This is a genomic window from Clostridium sp. MT-14 (assembly GCF_042436595.1).
In the GTDB taxonomy this organism is placed as follows: domain Bacteria; phylum Bacillota; class Clostridia; order Clostridiales; family Clostridiaceae; genus Clostridium_B; species Clostridium_B aromativorans.
The window spans coordinates 1-20,587 of the sequence record NZ_JBHMIY010000003.1; the positions used below are offsets into that span (position 1 = coordinate 1).

The 20,587-nt window shown below is 26.0% G+C and carries 23 protein-coding genes and 1 CRISPR repeat array; all 23 genes read right to left on the reverse strand.

Annotation, left to right across the window (positions count from 1 at the left end; translation table 11 throughout):
* Positions 1-174 precede the first annotated feature (174 nt).
* A complete protein-coding gene (locus ACFHWD_RS03000; protein ID WP_378060218.1) occupies positions 175-777 on the reverse strand; it encodes a hypothetical protein in 603 nt (200 codons plus the stop codon).
* Between the two features lie 45 nt (positions 778-822).
* Positions 823-1,125 (reverse strand): hypothetical protein, encoded by a 303-nt coding sequence (locus ACFHWD_RS03005; protein ID WP_378060220.1) that lies wholly within the window; start codon positions 1,123-1,125, stop codon positions 823-825.
* Positions 1,126-1,635: 510 nt separating this feature from the next.
* On the reverse strand, positions 1,636-3,120 hold the full coding sequence (locus tag ACFHWD_RS03010) for an RNA-guided endonuclease TnpB family protein (RefSeq protein ID WP_378060222.1): 1,485 nt from the start codon (positions 3,118-3,120) through the stop codon (positions 1,636-1,638).
* A 125-nt stretch (positions 3,121-3,245) separates the two neighbouring features.
* Entirely contained in the window at positions 3,246-3,383 is a 138-nt protein-coding gene (locus ACFHWD_RS03015; RefSeq protein WP_378060224.1) for a hypothetical protein, read from the reverse strand.
* Between the two features lie 193 nt (positions 3,384-3,576).
* Positions 3,577-6,822, reverse strand: coding sequence for a DNA polymerase III subunit alpha (gene dnaE, locus ACFHWD_RS03020; RefSeq protein ID WP_378060226.1), 3,246 nt, complete (start codon positions 6,820-6,822; stop codon positions 3,577-3,579).
* Between the two features lie 4 nt (positions 6,823-6,826).
* Positions 6,827-7,648 carry a RecB family exonuclease gene (locus ACFHWD_RS03025; RefSeq protein WP_378060228.1) on the reverse strand — a complete coding sequence of 274 codons (822 nt, stop codon included), beginning with the start codon at positions 7,646-7,648 and terminating at the stop codon, positions 6,827-6,829.
* Between the two features lie 19 nt (positions 7,649-7,667).
* Positions 7,668-8,690: a toprim domain-containing protein gene (locus tag ACFHWD_RS03030; protein ID WP_378060230.1), complete on the reverse strand. Its 1,023-nt coding sequence runs from the start codon at positions 8,688-8,690 to the stop codon at positions 7,668-7,670.
* A 14-nt stretch (positions 8,691-8,704) separates the two neighbouring features.
* Entirely contained in the window at positions 8,705-10,054 is a 1,350-nt protein-coding gene (locus tag ACFHWD_RS03035; protein WP_378060232.1) for a DnaB-like helicase C-terminal domain-containing protein, read from the reverse strand.
* 177 nt (positions 10,055-10,231) lie between these two features.
* Complete coding sequence (locus tag ACFHWD_RS03040) at positions 10,232-10,627, reverse strand: single-stranded DNA-binding protein (protein ID WP_378060235.1); 396 nt, start codon at positions 10,625-10,627, stop codon at positions 10,232-10,234.
* Positions 10,628-10,692: 65 nt separating this feature from the next.
* Entirely contained in the window at positions 10,693-11,691 is a 999-nt protein-coding gene (locus ACFHWD_RS03045) for an AAA family ATPase (RefSeq protein ID WP_378060237.1), read from the reverse strand.
* Positions 11,692-12,199: 508 nt separating this feature from the next.
* Positions 12,200-13,849, reverse strand: a complete 1,650-nt coding sequence (locus ACFHWD_RS03050; protein WP_378060239.1) for an RNA-guided endonuclease TnpB family protein — start codon at positions 13,847-13,849, stop codon at positions 12,200-12,202.
* Positions 13,850-13,883: 34 nt separating this feature from the next.
* Positions 13,884-14,177: direct repeats of the CRISPR family, unit length 30 nt; unit sequence ATTCTAATATATCATATGTTGATTCTCAAC.
* A 287-nt stretch (positions 14,178-14,464) separates the two neighbouring features.
* On the reverse strand, positions 14,465-14,806 hold the full coding sequence (locus ACFHWD_RS03055) for a hypothetical protein (protein ID WP_378060241.1): 342 nt from the start codon (positions 14,804-14,806) through the stop codon (positions 14,465-14,467).
* 276 nt (positions 14,807-15,082) lie between these two features.
* Positions 15,083-15,964 carry a prohibitin family protein gene (locus ACFHWD_RS03060; protein WP_378060243.1) on the reverse strand — a complete coding sequence of 294 codons (882 nt, stop codon included), beginning with the start codon at positions 15,962-15,964 and terminating at the stop codon, positions 15,083-15,085.
* Positions 15,954-16,112 carry a hypothetical protein gene (locus ACFHWD_RS03065; protein ID WP_378060245.1) on the reverse strand — a complete coding sequence of 53 codons (159 nt, stop codon included), beginning with the start codon at positions 16,110-16,112 and terminating at the stop codon, positions 15,954-15,956. Before ACFHWD_RS03065 ends, ACFHWD_RS03060 begins: the two co-directional genes overlap by 11 nt.
* A 27-nt stretch (positions 16,113-16,139) precedes the next feature.
* A complete protein-coding gene (locus tag ACFHWD_RS03070; RefSeq protein ID WP_378060247.1) occupies positions 16,140-16,412 on the reverse strand; it encodes a hypothetical protein in 273 nt (90 codons plus the stop codon).
* Between the two features lie 28 nt (positions 16,413-16,440).
* On the reverse strand, positions 16,441-17,157 hold the full coding sequence (locus tag ACFHWD_RS03075; RefSeq protein WP_378060249.1) for a hypothetical protein: 717 nt from the start codon (positions 17,155-17,157) through the stop codon (positions 16,441-16,443).
* 130 nt (positions 17,158-17,287) lie between these two features.
* Entirely contained in the window at positions 17,288-17,671 is a 384-nt protein-coding gene (locus ACFHWD_RS03080) for a DUF488 domain-containing protein (RefSeq protein ID WP_378060251.1), read from the reverse strand.
* 2 nt (positions 17,672-17,673) lie between these two features.
* On the reverse strand, positions 17,674-18,069 hold the full coding sequence (locus ACFHWD_RS03085) for a hypothetical protein (RefSeq protein WP_378060253.1): 396 nt from the start codon (positions 18,067-18,069) through the stop codon (positions 17,674-17,676).
* A gap of 13 nt (positions 18,070-18,082) precedes the next feature.
* A complete protein-coding gene (locus ACFHWD_RS03090; protein ID WP_378060255.1) occupies positions 18,083-18,262 on the reverse strand; it encodes a hypothetical protein in 180 nt (59 codons plus the stop codon).
* A 68-nt stretch (positions 18,263-18,330) separates the two neighbouring features.
* Complete coding sequence (locus ACFHWD_RS03095; protein WP_378060257.1) at positions 18,331-18,960, reverse strand: SprT-like domain-containing protein; 630 nt, start codon at positions 18,958-18,960, stop codon at positions 18,331-18,333.
* 99 nt (positions 18,961-19,059) lie between these two features.
* Entirely contained in the window at positions 19,060-19,716 is a 657-nt protein-coding gene (locus ACFHWD_RS03100; protein WP_378060259.1) for a hypothetical protein, read from the reverse strand.
* 190 nt (positions 19,717-19,906) lie between these two features.
* Positions 19,907-20,404: a DNA N-6-adenine-methyltransferase gene (locus tag ACFHWD_RS03105; protein ID WP_378060261.1), complete on the reverse strand. Its 498-nt coding sequence runs from the start codon at positions 20,402-20,404 to the stop codon at positions 19,907-19,909.
* Entirely contained in the window at positions 20,391-20,543 is a 153-nt protein-coding gene (locus tag ACFHWD_RS03110) for a hypothetical protein (protein WP_378060263.1), read from the reverse strand. The genes ACFHWD_RS03105 and ACFHWD_RS03110 overlap by 14 nt, the downstream gene beginning before the upstream one ends.
* Positions 20,544-20,587 lie beyond the last annotated feature (44 nt).

Sequence of the window (20,587 nt, forward strand, 5' to 3'; positions counted from 1 at the left end):
AAACCTTTATTATAAATTCTTTAAGCATTCATCCCACGCTTGAAAAACGTGGGCTTTCTGCTAAGCTTAAGGTAATTTACTACTCTTTTCATTATACTGTTCTACAATAACATCATCATTTAATGTATACATTTAGTTCACCTCTTTTATTAATTTTAAAATAAAACTTTCTTTCTATTTGATTATTTTAGCTATGGTATATTTTACCCCCATTTTTATTAATTGTTCTTGTGTTGCTCCAGGGACAAAAACATCTAACATCATCACGCCATTTTTATATCCTATAGCTCCTCCACGATCTGCTACAGTATATATTTTTCCATCAATCAACAACTTTGTATTAAATGGTATACTATTAGGAGCAGCAACATAATTACCTCCATCATTAAGATTTTTACCATTAGCCGAAATTGCATCAGTCTTACCACAATCAGAATAAGAGTTTGTATAATAACTTAATCTTACAGTTATATAATTACTATCGTTCCCTCTTGATAAAGTGTCGTTTCGTTTTGTCGCTTCAATCTGATGTTGCTTTTCTTGATATAGCTTTTGCTCTTTCTCATATTCGCTTATAGTTTTTATTTCTGCAAATTGTTGTTTCAATAAATTAAACTTTTGTTTAGCTAGATCAGAATGTAATTTGTTTTTATTGATTATTTTTTTATGCTTATGCTTTTCCACAAATTTGTGATATGTATTTGTTGGAATATATACTATTACTTGACTTGCAATTACTATTCCTATTATTATGTTTTTAAATTTCTGTCCAATCAAAAAATCTTCCTTTCTGTATTCTTTATATTACTTTATTTATTAATTTTATTCATTACGACTATCCCAACCACAATTTCCACAATATAAATAATATATATTTTCTATATTATTATCATCTAATTCACTATGTACAAATTGTGTTTTTTTTAAATTTGTTTCACATCCACATTCAGGACATATACTATTTTCACTACAAACATCATTTAAAGCATCCAACATATTACTAGCAAAAGTAGTACCCCCTTGATCTTTTATAGATTCTGCTAAAGCAGTTATGTATTCATATTTTTCTCTATTAGATAATTCGTTCAAATTATTCCATAGATCATTTACTAGTTCTTCTGCCATTTTTAATTTTCCTTTCTTTTTATTAATTTTATTAAATACATTAATTATTTTTATCTTCGTTCTATATTTATATATTAGCATATATTATTATAATTGTCAAACTTATTTTTATTAATTATGTATAAAGAACAACAACTATTATTTGTTATTAATATATAGTTGTTGTTGTTCTTTATATAGCAATTATTCTTGAACATTGAATAATTTAATAACTTCTTTTTGATTTTCTATCAAATGTCCTTTATGATATTCTTCTAATATTTTTCTTTTTGAAATGTTACCACTTTTACTCATACTGAAACTCCCACGCCTGAAGGAGTGGGGTTCTTATATACTTTATATATCTCTCCTATATTTTCAATATAAGTTTTACATTATCTCTAATTACTCATACCTACATATATAAACACTATATATATTTCTATAAGACTTTCACTACCAAAGATACCACAGTATCCATTAACGATAGTATAAGGCTTGTCTCTAAACCTTTTGTATATTATTTTTATATTATATTCCCATACTACTTATTATTCTTTTATTATCTTTATTCTTTATATATCCTAATTCATTAATTACAATATCATGCATCTTTTTAAAATTATTAAATGTCTTAAAGCATTTATCTTGATCTATTTCTTTTAAATTATCTTTTACATTCATTATTAGAAAACTACTATATAAATCTCTTTGTATTTTTATCTCTTCTCCATCTATATTAAAATAATTCCAACGTTCACTTAATTTTTTCTTTTTATATTCTCCCGTCATATGATTATATTGACTTGCCTTTACTTTTACTGTGTTAATTTTATTTAATTCGTTATTATTATATCTTAGTTTTTGATTCAATATAGTTAGAAACATACTTGGAGCTTTATTACCTAAACTCTTACCAAATCTTTTCTTCTTATTGAATTTACCATTTTTATTTTTAATAGCTTTCTTACTCTTAGATTGCAATCCTTTATAATTCATATCTTCTACGTAGAATGTATCACCTAGACTTAATAGGTAATTTATTAATTTATAATGTGATTGTTTCCTTATTTCTCTCTGTTTTCTATATAGTTCTTTTCTTATATTTCTTATCTTTATATAATGATTGCTGAATATCCATTTGTCTTTATTTTTAGTATTAATAGTACCATTAGTATTATATTTATTAGGATTCATAACTCTTTTACTTCTATCCATTTTACGTTGTAATAACCTTAGCTGTTTATCTATTCCATTAGTTTCAGGTGATAGTTCCTTTAATCCTACATCATATTGACTAGAATAGGCAATAGTTTGAGTCCCAATATCAATTCCTACATTACCTTGTCCGATACCTCCTATAATCTCTCCTGTTTCGTTATTTATTTTCTTAGGCGGTATACCTTCTAATACTAATTGAGCATAATAATGATATTTACCTTTAATTATTTCACGTTTGATTCTACAGAATTTAATTCTATCTTGGATTGCTTTTTGTGCATATATATCATTCTTTTTTATTATAATTGGTATTCTTAATCCGTTCCATATAATATATCCATCTCTATACATAATACCCGTTCTATTAGATTTACCTTCAACTGAATTTAATCCTCCGTACTTTTTAAATTTGACTTTTTTAGCTTTATGAAATAATAATTTTTGGAAAGTATTATATGCTCTAGTTGCAATTTTTTGAGCTGTAAAACTATCTATATTCTTTTTAAAGTATTTTTGCATTGGTTTAATATAATCATGAAGTGAATATTCAGTTATCCCAAATTTTACATTTAAATCTTTAAATAATTTATTCCTGTTAGTGGATTTAGGCAATTTACAAATATATTGATATTGTTTAGATTCTCTCATCAAATTATATCTTTTGTATAATTCATTTAAACAACAATTATATATTTGCCTAGCTATATTAAATCTTTTATTTAATATATACTCTTGATACAATTGAGTATGCAGTTGCAAGGTTACGATATAACTAGAGGTTTTAGATTTACTCATTGAATATTCACTTCCTTTCTCTAATTTATTTATTAATTTTATTTTAGCATAAATATAATAAGAAATCAAATACTTTTCAAGCAGTATAAGCATTCATCCCACGCTTAAAAGACGTGGGCTTTCTGCTAAGACTTTGTAATAAGAGTTACTTTATCTCCTTTACCTTTATGATAGCCTGATATTTTCATACAGGCAAGATTTGGAAATCTATGCCTATTTCTAGAAATAAGATCTGCATCTATAATACCAACACGAATTGACATGTTAAATCCCCTTTTCTATGCAACTATTTATATTATAATATTATATCATATAAGAGAATATTGTACATAGAAAAGAAGGATTTTTATTAATTACTCTTCTGACTAACTTTATCTTGTTTTATTGCATATCTTAATGCATTGTTTTCATCACATAATACACAATATTGTTCAGTTCTTCTTATTAATTTGTCAACTATAATTTATTAATTATTTCATCTATATCATTAACTATATTATATTTAGTTATCCACCATTCTTTTTCATTAGATTGTTCAAATTTAGGGTTCCCTTTATCATCTTTTCCTACACAAATCGCTTTTCTTCTTTGTTGATATTTCGAAATATTAATTATAGTTCCTTTATCAAATGGATTTTTATCAAATTGTTTTTTATATAATTTCAATGTTTTAGTTACTCCTGTAGCCAAACAATAAGCCTCTATTTTAGGACTATATTTACCAAACTTACCATCTAATATATAAAGATAACTTTTTGGTAACTCAGGAAATTGTACTTGTACATAACCCAAATTCTCATTTTCGATATCTATTTGTGTTTTTAAATCAACTTTTTCATCAGGTATAGAGTTCTCGTAATCTTTTAATAAGTCAATACGTTTTATTTTGGTTTTTTCTACATATGTTTTCTTGTACTTATTTTTGCCTTTAGTAAATTCATTAAAAATTTTAACTAATTTAGCATTACCACCAAATTCTGAAAAGAAATTTAGCATTATTAATATGTTTAGCTGCTTTATATTTATAGAAGTATTTTCTGTTAAATCAACTAATAAATCTATAAAAGTATCATAATGTTTATCTCTTAGCAAGTACATTTGTTCAGCTATTTCAGCATTACAATATTTTATACTTGCAATACCTTTGTATATACTATTAGTTTTTTTATCAGGATAATAAGTGTCTTTAGAATATCGAAATTTTGGAGGATAAATATTAATATTTTTTAATCTTGCTAATGTAGTACCATCAGCTAAATCTTTTTGATTATTTCCTGCATTATTTAAATATGCACAAACAAATTCCAGTGGTTCATAATGTCTTAAATACGCTTCCCTATATCCAATCATACTATAACCTGTACTATGATTATAACCAAACATATAACTAGCTGAATCTATTAAAATTTGAATAAATTGTTTTGCTTCTTCTTTGGCTTCTTTTTCAGGTTTATCAGAATGTCTACAATAACCATCTAAAACTTTAGGCAAATCTTTTTCTAATTTATCAAAATCTTTATCAGCAATATGTCTACGAACCAAATCTGCTTGAGAACCAGATAACCCACATATTTTTTGTAAAAATTTTAATACATCTTCTTGATAAACTAAATATCCATAGTTATCTTTTAATAATTCATCTATTTCCTTAGTTGGATTATGATTAATTTCATGTTCAATTAATTTATTCCTATAACTTTTACCTCCTGGGCGTAATGCAGCATTAATCAAACTCATATCATTTAATTTATGTGGTTCAAAAGTTTTTAATAGACTAAAAGCATAATCACCTTCAAATTGGAAGATACCAATTGGACTTGTAATCATATCTTTATATACTTCTTGATCATTCCAATCCACTTGATAACTACGAGGATATGGTTTGTTAGCCAATTTATATGTATCATATATAATTTGTACATTTTTTAGACCAAGCAAATCATATTTTACAAAATTAAGATCATGTAATTCTTCCATATCTAATTGAGATACCCAATTGCCATTGTCATATAGTAATCCTATACTATCTGCTAATGTAATCGGACTTGCAATAATCCCTGCTGCATGAATTCCATGAGATACAGTTGTATTACGTATACCATCAAAATAATAAAATAGTTCTACATAATCTTTTCTTAATTTAATATATTCTTTATATAATTGATTAAACTTCTCTAAATCTTTTTCTTCGTAATCAATAGATTTAATATCCTCTATATAATTTGCATGTCGTGAAAAATCTAATGTCTTTTTATCTTTGTTCATTATTAAATTATATACTTTAATATACGGAGTTAAAATATTTGTATATCTTTCTTTAATAATTTTCGTATTAGCAATACTATATTTCTTTTTTATCTCGTCCGAGACATCTTCTTTTTGAATTAATGCTCTAGCAATTTCATCAATAGCCCCTTTATCCGCCACAGTACCTAATGTTAAGACTCTACAAGTTTTTTCCTTACCAAATCTATGAATTACATAATCAAAAACTTTATCTCTACTATCTGGAGCTATATCGATATCGATATCTCCTAAACTAACTCTATCTTCATTAGCAAAACGAGAAAATACTGTATCCCATTGCACTGGATCTAAATCAATAATATCTAATAAATATGCTATAGTCGATCCAGCTACAGAACCTCTTGCCGGCCCTGTAGGAATGTTATTATTTTTACAAAATCTCATTATATCAGACATAGACAACATAAAAGAACATTGCCCTATTTTTTTAAACACTCTACTTTCTTCTTCTATATTTTTTATATATTTAGGATTATTACCATTAATAATATCTAATGAGACTTTATCTTTATAAGATTTTTCTACTTCCTTGTCGAGATAATTTTCTTCATCAGGATAAATATTAGGATATTTAAAAGAGGTTTCTAATTCTATATCATCTGTCATTTTATCAATTAAATTTGTGTTCTCGATTGCACTTATATATATATCATAGGGCAACATATTTTCTTTACCATGTTGATTGGCATACATTTTCAACAAATCATCATATGTTTTAAAAGTCAAATCAAACTTATCTTCATCTGCATAAGCCATTTTTTTTGCTATTTTTTCTATTTCTCTACATTCAGCTTTATATTGATTGGAAGAATGAGTATCAGTTCCTAAAATTAATGGTTTATTATATTTTTTACTTAGTTCATATAAGAACATATTATAAGCTCTTTGTTCGGGATGATCATGAGGTTGTATTTCTAAAAAAGTATATTTCTGACATAGTTTAGAGAAATATTTATTGTCTTCATTTAAATTATGTAAAGGACTAGCTAAACAGGCTGATGTGGATATTACATTATCTGATATATTTAAAAATTCATCAAAAGTGATTCGTGGTTTATAATACATATGTTGTTCATCTGATGACATTGATATTAAAGATAATAGCTCATGCATCCCCTGTTCATTTTTTGCTATTAAAACAGTATGATAATTATCTCTAACTTTAGGTTCTAATTGCTCTGTAAGATATACTTCACAAGCAAGAATGAATTTAACACCTTGAGAATCACAATATTGCTTCTTTTTTACCCATCTAAAGACATTACCATGTTCACTAATAGCTATGGACTTCATACCGTTTTTTTTGCATAAATCAATATATTCTTTATAATCAGTTTTACTATCTTGTAAACTTAATTGTGAATGACAATGAAATATTGTATAATTTCCCGACAAGTAATCATCTCCTTCTTTTATTTATTTTATCTCTATCTCTTGCGAATTTAACTCCACATATTTTCCTAAAATTACAAAGTTGATTACAGAAAAAATCATCATAAGATGCAGGGAATATTTCTGCATCTTTTATTTCTTCTATTGTATCTAATGCCCATTGTTTTGCTTCTTCAAATTTCTCTTTTTTAAATAGTTCACGTATCCATAATTGATCTCTAAATACATTGAAATTTAAATATGTAGGTAATTCACCATATTCAGGTAACAGAGGAATACTATATAAATATAATTGCTTTAAATAATTGTCTAATTCTAAATCTCCCTTAGTTGCTTTTTTACGATTACTTCTAGGCTTCAAATTATGACTTTTATGATCTATTACTTGTAAATGATTATCTTTATCTCTAACTAATAAATCTATGTACCCTATAAAACTATAATCATTTATTTTAAATTCAACTTCTTTTTCAACTCCAACTATTTTTTTATATTTATTAAATCCTTCAAAATTTTGTAGATAGCTTAATCCTTTATTAAAGTAAGATTCTCTTAAATTAACGTATTTATTAGGCGGAAAATCATGTATTATAACATCATTAAAATTATCTTCAAAATAATCCGCCAACATAAAATCAAGAAGATCCCCTTTTGCAAATTTCTCTAATGTTTCATGCATCAATGTACCATATTCAGCAAAAGCATTTTGCTCACTTTTAGCCTTTTTAATGTATTGTAAATACCATTGCCATTTACACTGATACCATGAATTAAGCCTTGAAAAACTCCATGTCATTTCCTGTAATATAAATCCTGGAATTTTTGGCATTCAATCATCCTTTCTTTTTTTATTTTATTAATATTTTTTCGGTATATAATTTGTTCCATATTCCTATTCCTTTATCTATAGGACTATCTTTTTCATTTAATAAATTATTTTTATCTTTAATAATATATACATTTAAAAATATTTTTAATTTATTACTTATCTCCTTTATTTCTTCATAAGTTACATCTTTATCTAGTGCTAAAATTACACTTTTACAATGAAGTGATAATATTTTCTTTAATTGGTATGTAGATAAACTATGCGTACATATTGCAATAACATTATAAATACCCAAACTATCAAATTTCATCACTGACTTTTCGGCTTCTACTATTATTAATTTATTCTCTTTTATAATAGTAGAGTAATTGAAATATAGACCAAACAAAATATCAAACTTTCCTACTGGATAATAATATGTATATTTCCTTATACCATGTATCTTATAATCAGGATCACAAGTTCTACCTTTAATATTTATTATCTCACCAATATCATTTCTAATAGGATATACAATTCTTGCAGTACCATCTAATGATTTTCTATCATAATGAATATCATATTTCTCTTGAGTCTTCTTGTTTATTCCTTCGTCTATCCAATCTTGACAAATATACTTTGGATATTTATCTAATATATTTTTTGATAATATGTTATGTTCGCTTAATACACTTACTTTTCTATTTTTAAATAATCTAAAAAAATCATATGTCTGACTATGTTTTTGAGGAATATAATCAATATCTCCAATATTTAATATTTGACTTACCCATTCAAGAGATTCCTTAAAAGATATATTTTTTATATATTGAATTAAAGAAAATATATCACCCCCTTTAAAATTACTTCTTGAGAACACCGCACATGAAATGTTATCGTCTAATTTTACTCTTATACTTGTTGGATTTTCTCCATTTGGTAATGCACATCTTATCTGATCTCTATATTTATCAATAATTTTTTCGCATCCTAACTTCTCAAGTAAATATACTAACAAGTCAGGATTATCTAATAATTTAGTTTTTACTTGAGAAATATCCAAAACTATCTACTCCTTTAATTATTATCAAAAGGTGTTCTTATTTCATGTTGTTTTGCTTGTACAAATGTGGCTGTATTACCTTTGAATGATAAATCTATATATTCATTCGAATCCGAATCCATTTGTTCACCATTTCTATTAAGTTTAACAATTAAAGCATAATTACCACATTCAGCACCATCTTGAACCACTTCATCGTTTGTCTTAGGTCTAAGATTTAATATAGTAGAGGCATATTGTTCTATTTTATAACTATCTCCCATTTCACTTTTCCTATTTAACTGTGCTCCTGCACAGACAGAAAGATTTAATCCCCCTGCTATATTATTCTTTAAAAAATTTGTCTTATTACCTAATTCATTATATTGTTCAGAACTTGTATTACTACTACCTTTTAAATAATCGTATATTACAAATTTTAAACTCATTTTGTATTGCAAAATTTTACAAATAGAATAAATTTGAGACTCCGTCCAACTAGGTTTATATATATGTACAAAAGGTTTGCTTTTAATATAATCCAATGATTGTTTAATTAGTTCGGCATCTGTTGAAGAGTAATTACCACGCTTTATTTTAGATATAGGTATTCCAGTTAAATTAGCTAATAATCTTAAAGTAAATGCCTTTGTACTCATTTCAGTATCCAAATATGCGGTTGGTACATCATTATCTATTTTATGTCTTGCCTCATTAAGCATGTACATACTTTTACCTGTCTTTCTTGGTGCAGCAACAATAATCAATTCTCCTTCTTCAAAGGGACAATAATCATTTAATTTTTTAAATTTTGATGGTAAACCATATTCCTCTTCTTTCGTTTGCTTCTTTTCAATATCTTCCCAAATATCATCAATTTTATCACCTAACAATGGTATACTTTCCATAACTATATATTGTTCTTCTAGTTTACTTAAATCTTCATTTAATTTATTATTTATTTTGTCCAAATCATCTTTCTTTTCATCAAGACATATATTTTGATAATTTACCAATGTTTTATATAAATCTCTTTTATAAGATAAACTAATAACTCTATCTACTAATAATTGGTATTCTTCTAATGTATCTCTTGCAATATTATTAGATAAATCTATAAATTCTTGTATAGAAGGTATAGATAAATTATCAATAATATTTTTCACACCTTTATTTGAATTAAGTTGAGTTGTTAAGTTAAATGAGTCTATCTTATCAATACCTGCTTTAAATAATTCAGATATAGCCCAATATATACACCCATTTTCCTTATGATAAAAATATCCTGGTTTAAGCCCCTCACTATGTAATATAAATTCTGGAGATTTCAGTAATGTGGCAATAATTCCAGATTCACATGCTGTATCAAAAGGTAAATTTATCAAACACATCACTTCTTTCTTATACGATCAATTAAACTTTTCTTTTCTAATTTATACTTAAATTTAACCCCAGTATTATCTATTTTTATATTATTCATCTTTTTTCTTTCTAAATCTGCTTTGTATTTAATGTACAATTTGGAAGAACAAGTATTTCTACTCGCTCTCCCTTTATTATTTTTAAAATGGGATATCTCCGTCATCGATTGGTATTTCGTCATCTGAGGGTGGTTTGCTGGGAGATTGATTGTCATCACTACCCTTACTATCCAAAAATTGAACTTCATCTGAAATAATCTCGGTAGTATATCTTTTTGATCCATCTTTAGCTTCATAACTACCAGTTTGAATTCTACCTGAAACACCCACTAAACTACCTTTATGTAAATATTTACTAACATTTTCACCCTGTTTACCAAATGATACAATATTTAGAAAATCCGCATCTGGTTGACCTTCTTTTTTAAATGTTCTATTTACTGCTAAAGAAAAAGTTGCTATTGCTGTACCACTACCTGGTGCATATTTTAATTCTGGATCTCTTGTTAATCTTCCAATTAGTTGTGTTTTATTCATTTATTATCTCCTTTATGTAAGACAGTTTTATGGATGACTGCCAACCAAATTTTTATTAATATTATTTATTTTATATTTTTAAGTTCATTTAATACTGCTTCTGCTACTCTTATATCTTTTATTGAATTATAATTTGCATTTTTATGATGTTTTTTTATTGATACAACTAATTTATCTTGAACTGTTTTATAATTTGGATCTTTCTTATCTGGTATCATGTCTTTTGCTATAGTATCTATTTCTTTTATAATTTCTCCTAAATCTTTTGTAGACTCTGTTGTAGTGGCAGATGGCTTTACTTCACTTTTTACTTTCTTAGTTACTTGCTTACCTTTATTAGCCCATAAAATCAAATTTCTACCATCATCTTCTGTTAAAAGTCCATTTCTACCCTCAAACAAATGAGTATTATCTTTTTCTGCACTAAAATTATGCGTTTCTTGATCAAGCATCAATGTCACAGTATATTCATATTCCATGCCATCCCTTTGTACAGCACCCAACCCAACTTTTCTAGGAACTTGCTTACCTTTTGAATTTTCCTCCAATACATATTCATCTTTGCCTCTTACTGTAGCAATCACATTTATAGGTGAATGTAGTATTTCATAAATAAAATCGTTATGCCTTGGTGTTAATGTCTTCCATTTAGTATAATCATTATATCCAGGCATCTTATCTTTTGCATTAAGTATTCCACCCTTTGCATTCCACTCATGTGTTAAACTATCAATTATTAAATTATCATAGTCATTATCTACAGCATATTTTATCAATGCAATATAATTTTCAGGGGCAAAAGGTTCATTAATTTTAGGGAGTATCTTTTTATATTCATCATAATCTTCATCTTTAGGAACTACCTCTTTAAGTTCTATGTAATCATAATCAAATTCATCAGCATAATAAAGTCCTCTTCTGGCTTCTGTGTCAATTAATAAAGTTTTTCCACCCATACCCTTTGCAAGTCTTAAAGCACTATATGTTTTTCCAGCTCCAGAAGGTGACATCAACAATACTTTTACCTTTACTTTTTCTCTCACAGCTTTTGATATTAAACCCATTAACACATTACTCCTTTAATAATTTATTTTTATTATTTATTTTATATAATTGTTGTCTTAGGCGGAGAATGCGAGAATTTAATGGGTTTTTTGATCCCTTTCTTAAATTTCAATATATCAGTCCCTTCTATTTTATTAATTATGTTAAGATAAAAACCAACATTTATTGACTTTTACTTAAATCCTACTTTGTTATCTCTTAACATTAAAAACGTACAGGATACTACTGCTAAACAAATGTTTCAATATATACTTTGTTATCTCTTAACTACAGCATTTAAGTCATTTATCAAAATATATATTTTTATGCACCTCGCTAAATATCAGCTTCTGCCTGAACCTCACATGACTGAAGTCACGAGTGTTCTTGCCGAAGTAATAAACTTTTTCCAATCATAATATAATTAGGAGGTTTATCGAGTGTTATTACCTATTAAACTCTAATATATGTATATTTCGGGTAATACTTCTCCGATTCTAGGGTGGGAAATCAACCTTTGTTATATAATTATGCTACCTTATCTCTACTTTCTTTTAATTTTCTTTTATATGTATTATACATATTTTTATATTCATCATTTATATTACTCTGTATTTCTAATTGTTCTAATATAATTTTTTCTATATCTGGCAAAGCAATATTTCTCGCTGCGTTAATATCAGCATTTACTCGTTTGTTTTTACCACTACCACAATTTACACATTCAAATTTTGCTTGGTTTTCTTTACAATTTCTATTCTTTTGATCTATAAAACCACATTCATTACAACGTTGAGAAGTATACATTGGATTAATAAAAATAACTACTATACCTTCCTGCTCTGCTTTGTATTTTATTTTTTGTTGTAAATCATAATAAGACCAATTTTTAAGAAATTTCTCTTTTGCAGATTCGCTAAATCCACTTAAATCTTCCATTTGTATTGTTCCACAATTGTTTTTTATTGCAAAATCAATAATATATCTACTAATCTTATGATTATATGTATCTTGAAATTTATTAATTTTATTTCCTATATTCCAGACAGCTCTCATTCTAGTTTTTGTTCCATGTCCTATTTTACCTCCTCCACACCATTTATTTGATATCTGCATTTGCTTCCTTCTAGCTTCTACTCGTTGTCTAAATTTAATTACCTCTTGTCCATTAATAATATAATCCTTATAATTTAACCAATCATATTGTTTGTAATTTTTATCATAGATTTGAAAAACAGCAGTATTTACAATTCCTATATCAATTCCTAAAATTCTATTATAATCTAAATATTGTTTTTTTGGTTCAAAAGTATAAGATATTATTAATTTTATTTTATCTTTTTTAATTACAGACAATTGAACTACCTCTTGCTTATATTCTTTATTAATTATTTTATTAATAGTAGCTTTTTTATTGCTATCTAATTTATCCATTTGAAATTTAAGATGACTTTTAGTTCCACTTTTTAAATTATATTTCTCATATCCTGATCGACTAAAAAATCCTATCTCTATAAAATATCCATTGTTATTTGACAATTTATAATTACTATTTTTTATACAAACTGGCATATCTTTTTTATATTCAGGAGATTGTCCCTCATAATTTAATATTTTTTCCTTATCTCTTTTCCAATCTCCTTGAACAATTTGTCGATCCAAAGTTCCTACATTTCCAGTGTTATAATCTTTCATTATTATTTTTGTTTTATTTTGTATTAATTCAGAATACCAATTACCATATCTACTCTTTTGCTCTTTTTCTTCTCCTAAAGTTTTTTCATAATTTTTTATAAAATATCTTCTAATATCTTTTCTTATATTCTCTTTTATTTTAAATACATACTTTTCATTTTCTAATTTAGATTTGTCTTTAATCTTTTTTTTACGTTTATTAAATTCTATTTCAATTTTATCATCTAAAGTACTTTTATCCATATTATTATAGGCATTTTCTGCTTCTTCTCTATTTCTAAAATAATATTCTTTCCACATTGAACTAGATATATTACAAGCATGACAACTAGCTATACTAGCTTCTTTTATAATCTCTTTGGCTTTATTCATATTTAAGTGAAACCTAGGTTTATTTTTATCTTTTATTCTATCTGTATCTATATCAAAACATTTATTTAATATTACTGTTATACATTTTGTCATTCCTGATTTTTTCTTCATTTCTTTACACCTTTATTTATTCTTTTAATATATCTTATTTTAATATCATATGTTGATTCTCAACTCATTTTGAGTTCAACACAAATGTGCTTTTGAGGACATTCTAATATATCATATGTTGATTCTCAACTAAAATTAATGAAATAGGATTACATAGATTACAGTTATTCTAATATATCATATGTTGATTCTCAACTTCCAGTGTAAACTCTCTACGCTTACCTGCCAATTTATTCTAATATATCATATGTTGATTCTCAACGAAAAATAATGTAATTAGCTTGAATTACGTTAATAAATTCTAATATATCATATGTTGATTCTCAACCACTGTATTCAAGCCATTTTCTAATATGACATATTTCTATACGCCTTGAAACTATTAGGTTATGTATAGATCTTTCCAACCTAACAAGGCTGACGAGTGTATTATTCTTATTATATTTTCTCATTAATATGTATTTGTATTAAAAGAATCACTTTATTCTCGTCTTTAGGCTTAATATAGTAATAGCAAAACTATATAAAGGTTATTAACCTTTGAAGAGTCAGCCTTTATTGTTAGATAGAGATATTACTCTCTATCTTTTTATTAATTTTAAATCAAAGCTAATATCAATTTATTCTTGATATTATATCATCATACTGAATAATTTTATAATCTAATATTTCATCTTCTAAAGATGCTTTATTGAAAAATCCTATATATCTATCAAAGGTATGTGCTACGAATATATCTTCCCCAAAATTATTAATATTATATCTTTTAAATATTTGTTCTATATTTAAAGTATCAACATCAACTATATCACAAATATTAAGATATTCCATGAACTTTGTTGTTTCTTCCTCGTTCTTACATTGTACTGCAATCTGCCCATTTACGAAATCTTTTATAAAGTTCTTATTTATAATACCTTGCTCATATCCTTTATCTTTTAATACTTCACACATCATTAACATATCTCCTTTTATTTTTTTATTTTTCTAGCAATACTAAGTTGTTTATTTATATCATTTTTATCAAATTTCTGATGATTAGCTACTCCATACATTGTTACCTTTTCTTCAATTGTTATTTAAAACCCGTATTTATTATGTTCTTTTTTATTTTATCTAACTCCTTTTTAATTGATTATTTTTTATTAAAATGACAATTTTATCTTCTTTTATATACTACATATTGTATAATATTATTATTTATATACCATATGTAGTATACTTTTATTAATTTTACTTAGTCAAACTACTAACATCTAATATATTTGCAGAAGAACCAGATACTTTAGGTAAAGCCCCGTCCCATTTCTTTACTGCTTCATACTGAACAATTGTATTATTTAATGTGGATTGCTTTAATTTATTAGCATCAGCTTCAGCCTTAGCACCAACCTCAGTTACTTTAGCTTTACCTTGAGCCTCTATTACAGCTTTTTGAGCTTCTACTTCAGCTTTCTGTTTTGCAACCTTTGCAGTTTCCAAATCTTGTTGTGCATTTATTCTATTTTGTATTGCTTTAGCTGTTTGAGTATCTAAGCTAATTCTACTGAAATTTACACTATCTATTATTATTCCATAAGGTTCAAAATTCTTTTTAGTATGATCTAGTACCGCTCTATTTAATTTTGCTCTTTCAGAACCATATATATCTATAACAGAATAATCAGCAGATACTTCCTGTGACCATGATTTCATTTTAGATTTTATAAAAGTATTTTCTATTGTTTTGCCATCTTGCCCTTTAAATTGTGTGAAAGTTTTTGGCAATTTATTTGCATCAAAATGATAACTAAATTCTAAATCTACATTTACTGTTTTCCCATCTGAAGTTGGAATACTAAAACTATTATCTTTGTCCTCATCTTTATCTCCATCAGTATCTATACCTTTTGCTAAAAAAGCTTGTTCCATTGACACTGAATATTTTGTTACATGTTTTGTAGGAGCTACTAAATGCCATCCCTGGCTCAAAGTAACATCTTCAACACCGTTGCTCATGTTATATATTACCCCAACATAGCCTGCTGGAATTCTATGTATTGATTTAATTCCTCCAAATAAAACACCTACAACTACAACTCCTGCTATTATAGCACCCAATTTTTTACTTTTCATTATCATTCTCCTCATCTTTCCCTATATTTTTATTAAATTTATTATATAATTTTATAAATATGTTTCCAATAAAGCCAAAAACAAATGATAAAATAAAATATAATATTGCCAAACCTATTAACACTAAAACCCAAAATACTATATTCATTTTTGTACCTTCTTTATTTATTTTATATTAATAATTCAGAGAATATTTTAAATATCTTGTCCCTTTTATATTCTCTATTTCTTTTGTATTAGGATGAATAAATGTCTTTTCACTATTATGCAGATAATGAGTAGATTGTTTTAATGCTCTATTTCTTGTCATAATTCTTAATATTGTTCTACTAGCTTCAGGAATTGCTCTCTTTATTTCTGCTGTAGACATAGCTCTTTCTGTTTTCCCTAGAATTTCTTTTATTTTGTTTTCGACCTCTTCAATATGTATTTTTTTATTCTTTTTCAAATACAACACTCCTTTTCATTTATTAATATTATATTTCTTTATAAAATCTTTTTAAATCCTTATATTTAATAATTCCATATTTGCCATTTATACAATTACTTTTTGTATCATAATATACTTTTTCTCCCTCATAAAAATAGCAAGTATTATTTTTAAATTTATTATATACATAATAATGACGTATCGGTATCATATGCGTAAACTTATCACTATATTTACATATAAAATTTAGAAAATTATCAGATTCTTCTCTCGTTTCACAGTGTACAGCAACCTTATCATTTATAAACTTATCTATAAAATTATTAATATTCTTATTATTACATTCACACTCACCAATATGTATTGTATTCTTATCTATCCCATAAGCATCTGCAATAGCCATTATCAATCCTATACCCCTATTATATGGATCTATAGGATTCCTCTTAGCTATACCCTTACGATACTTTTTATGACCATCCTCATCTGTATAATATTGAGTTACTATCGTTTTATCTCTATCTAATATGTATTGTATATGTCCGTCTGATACATTTTTATTAACAGATTCTAGCATCTCGTCTGTCCAAGGCCAGCTTCCATTATCTACATCTAATTCATAAGACTCACAACACGTATCTGTAATATAAGCAATTCTACCTTTATATCCTTCCATATCATCTGCAAAAACATCATCGCCATATTCTTTATTAGTTATTAAATCCTCTCGTATCTTAACTTTATCTCCCACTTTATATTTCATAACTGTCTCCTTTGTTATTTATTAATTTTATATTTTTAAACCACTTTCATCTTTTAATCACTAATATTATATTAACATATATAACTTGTAATGTCAATAATTATTTATTAATTTTATTAAATTCTTTGTTTTAATCTGTATATTCTTTCCACTGAATACCCTGTTTCATAAAATATTGAGCTAATAAGTATCTATGACAATGTGTATACTCTTTTTCAAAGCAAATCAAAATTACATCATTACCTTTTTGCAAAAATCCTAATAGACTATTAATTCTCTTCTTCATATCCATTCTATTATTCATTTCATATGTAAATCTATTAATATAATTATCCCAATTATTGTCTTTTTTATATTGCAATAACAATTCTCGTGATGGAGCTAATTCTTTCATAATATACAGCTTGTTATATTTACTAATATCTAACCATTTTGGAGGAAATCTACTAATTATAACTTTCGTTATATATAATGGTAATTTATTTAATTTGGCAATATAACTTGTATATAACATAATTATTCCTTCTTTATCTTATCATTTATTAATTTTTTAAATAAATTATCTTCTTTATCTAATAACCATTGTTTATATTCTTTAGCTTCATTTTTTGTCTTTTCATTAGGTCTACAAAATTCAAGCTTTTTTTCTATTTCATCATCTGAATAACTACCCATTTCTTTATGAAATTTTATTAATTCATTATAATTATGATCATTTATCTCATTATCCTGCCATTTCATAACTATTTCTTTACCATGTTTAATCCTTTTTATAAATTCATTCCTTCTAGTTAAAAATATCTTATATAAAAATATATCTATCTCATAATTTGATACTTCTGCATTACTAGAAAGAAAATTAATGCCATATTTTGTTGGATAGATATACTCTGGTAGTCTACAATAACTCATTTATTTTCCCTCCTTATTGTTGCATTAGACAAATATTACAGCTACATACACAACAGTCTTTGGGATATCCACTTTCATCTGCTTCTATACATTCATCCATAGCTTTGTTCATTCCTTTTGTTATCTTTATTATTTTATATCCATTTTTTCTTAACAATTCAATTGCATTTTGTATATCTTGTTTTTGATCCATTTTATTCACCTCTATATATTTATTAGTTTCATATAAAATATTCCTTTTATCTCCATGTACTGTATTTTCTATTTATTAATTCTTTCATAATATTGATTACAATCTTGGCACAATACATTTAAAAATTCTTCATTTGATTTTATTTCTTTACCACATTTGGGACAATGATACTTATAAATAGGCTTTCTATGTACTTCTCTTTTAGGTTTTTCTTTTGTAGTTCTATATAATCTGAAAGCTGATTTATCCACATCTAAATTATCTACAATCTGTCTTAATGGAGGTGATAAAGTAGTCTGTGACCATCCTGTTCTATATCCCTTTTCTACTATTAATCCTATCCTTTCAGCAACCTCTTTAAATGGTAATTTATGATTTTGTCGACTGCTGCAATCCTCAACATGTTTTACAAAATTATTGTATAGATGTACCTGTTCATGTATTAACGTACATATTGTATCTTCATAAGATCTATTCAATTGTTCTGCCACAAGATTAATTTCATATTTATATACTTCTTTATTATTTTCATCCTTATAACACCAAATGGGATCTCTGGTACACCAGCCATATATAATGCTGTTCTTGGTTTTAGGTTTGGATTGGATAGTGATTATAATCTCAGGTAATTCATCTTTAAATAGCTTCTTATTTAATTGATCATAAGCAGAATATAGATTAGTTATTAATTTTTGCATGACTTCCCCTCTTTCTTTTATCTCTCCAAGAATTACTTTTAGATATGTATTTAAATATCGTAATATTATCCATTTATCTTCTCCCCTCTTATTTATTTTCTAATTAACATTATTAATATTTTTCATATTGTTAGGTACATTAAAAGTAAATAATTTACCATTCCCTAATGTCTCACCTGAAGATGTATATTTTTCAATATTATATTTAGTACATAAATCATTTATATCATCTATGCCATAGTCATAAAACCATTGCTCTAGTTGTACATCATCTGTTGGTATCCCTAATTCTATTGGACTCCCATCCTTTATTACATAATATTTTCCTTGCTGCTTGATTAAATATTTATTTACCAAATCATAATTAAAACTTATATTTTCCTTTAACCCTGAGAACGTGGTATAATATGATTGTTTTGAAATTGGAAAAGAATCTCCAGGTGAGAAACATCCCCCAGATAAGAAATCAAGAGTGATTCTATCATCTTGTAATTGAGTAATAGAACTGTCATACATTTTTATATTTGTACCATATTCTCCTATATAATATTCAACATCTTTTAGCAATATTACAGGCTTATCAAATATAGAAGATGAATCATATATTCTAGCACTTACTGATATTCCGCTACTGCGAGGTTGAAACCCTAATTTATAAATAATAATATTTTTATTTACTTTCATTTTATTTAATGTTGTTAAAAATATTGAATGATAATTATCAGCACCTATATTTGGATTTAAATAAAAACTCATTGTATCCTCTCCTCATATTTTCTATATAAGCTACGTTTTATCTTTATAACATATATTCATAGAAAATATGAGGAAATTTAATGTTCTTATTCAGTTAAATATAATAATATTACAAATATTTATATTTTTTATGTCATTAAAGCAATATTCTATAAGGAAATTAAAGACAAGATAAAACATAGTTTTTAAGTTAATTATTAATTTTAATTGTAAATCCAATTTCATTAAGTGTATTAAATTGCTTATTATTTACTGACCTTCCAAATATTATGATTTGACTTGGGAAAGGTGCTGAATTAGTACTATGTCCAAATTTAAGTCTTCCTTTAATAAAACATATTGCTTTAGCATATTTAAATACAATTTCATGCTGATACTTAGTATCTACACGTGCCGGTATTAAACATACTATAGTTGAATTATTCTTAACTGATTCATTATATGCTTTTTTTAACCATATACCTACCTCTCTTCCATAAGGAGGATTCATCCAACAACTTCCCTTCCAGTTTTGCTTTAGACCGTCTATTTCTGGTGTAAAATATGTATCACATTTAGCTGTCTCTTGGACAGCACATACATCTAAAGTAAAATGAAATACTAAATCCAATTTATCAAATAACCATTGTGGTGTTTCATATGTCATATCCTTTGATGAAAACATTACATCCTTATTAATATTTTTCACCTTCCTTTTTGAAAACTTTTAAGACATTACATATACCTTCACTCACCTTATCAAAGAATTGTCCTGAAAAATCATCTAAAGTCATTAAACATTTATTATCCCATTCCAAACCAATTTCATCAGCAGAATAATTTTTCACTTCCTTAATCTCTCCTAATATTAATGACTACATTCAATTCCAGT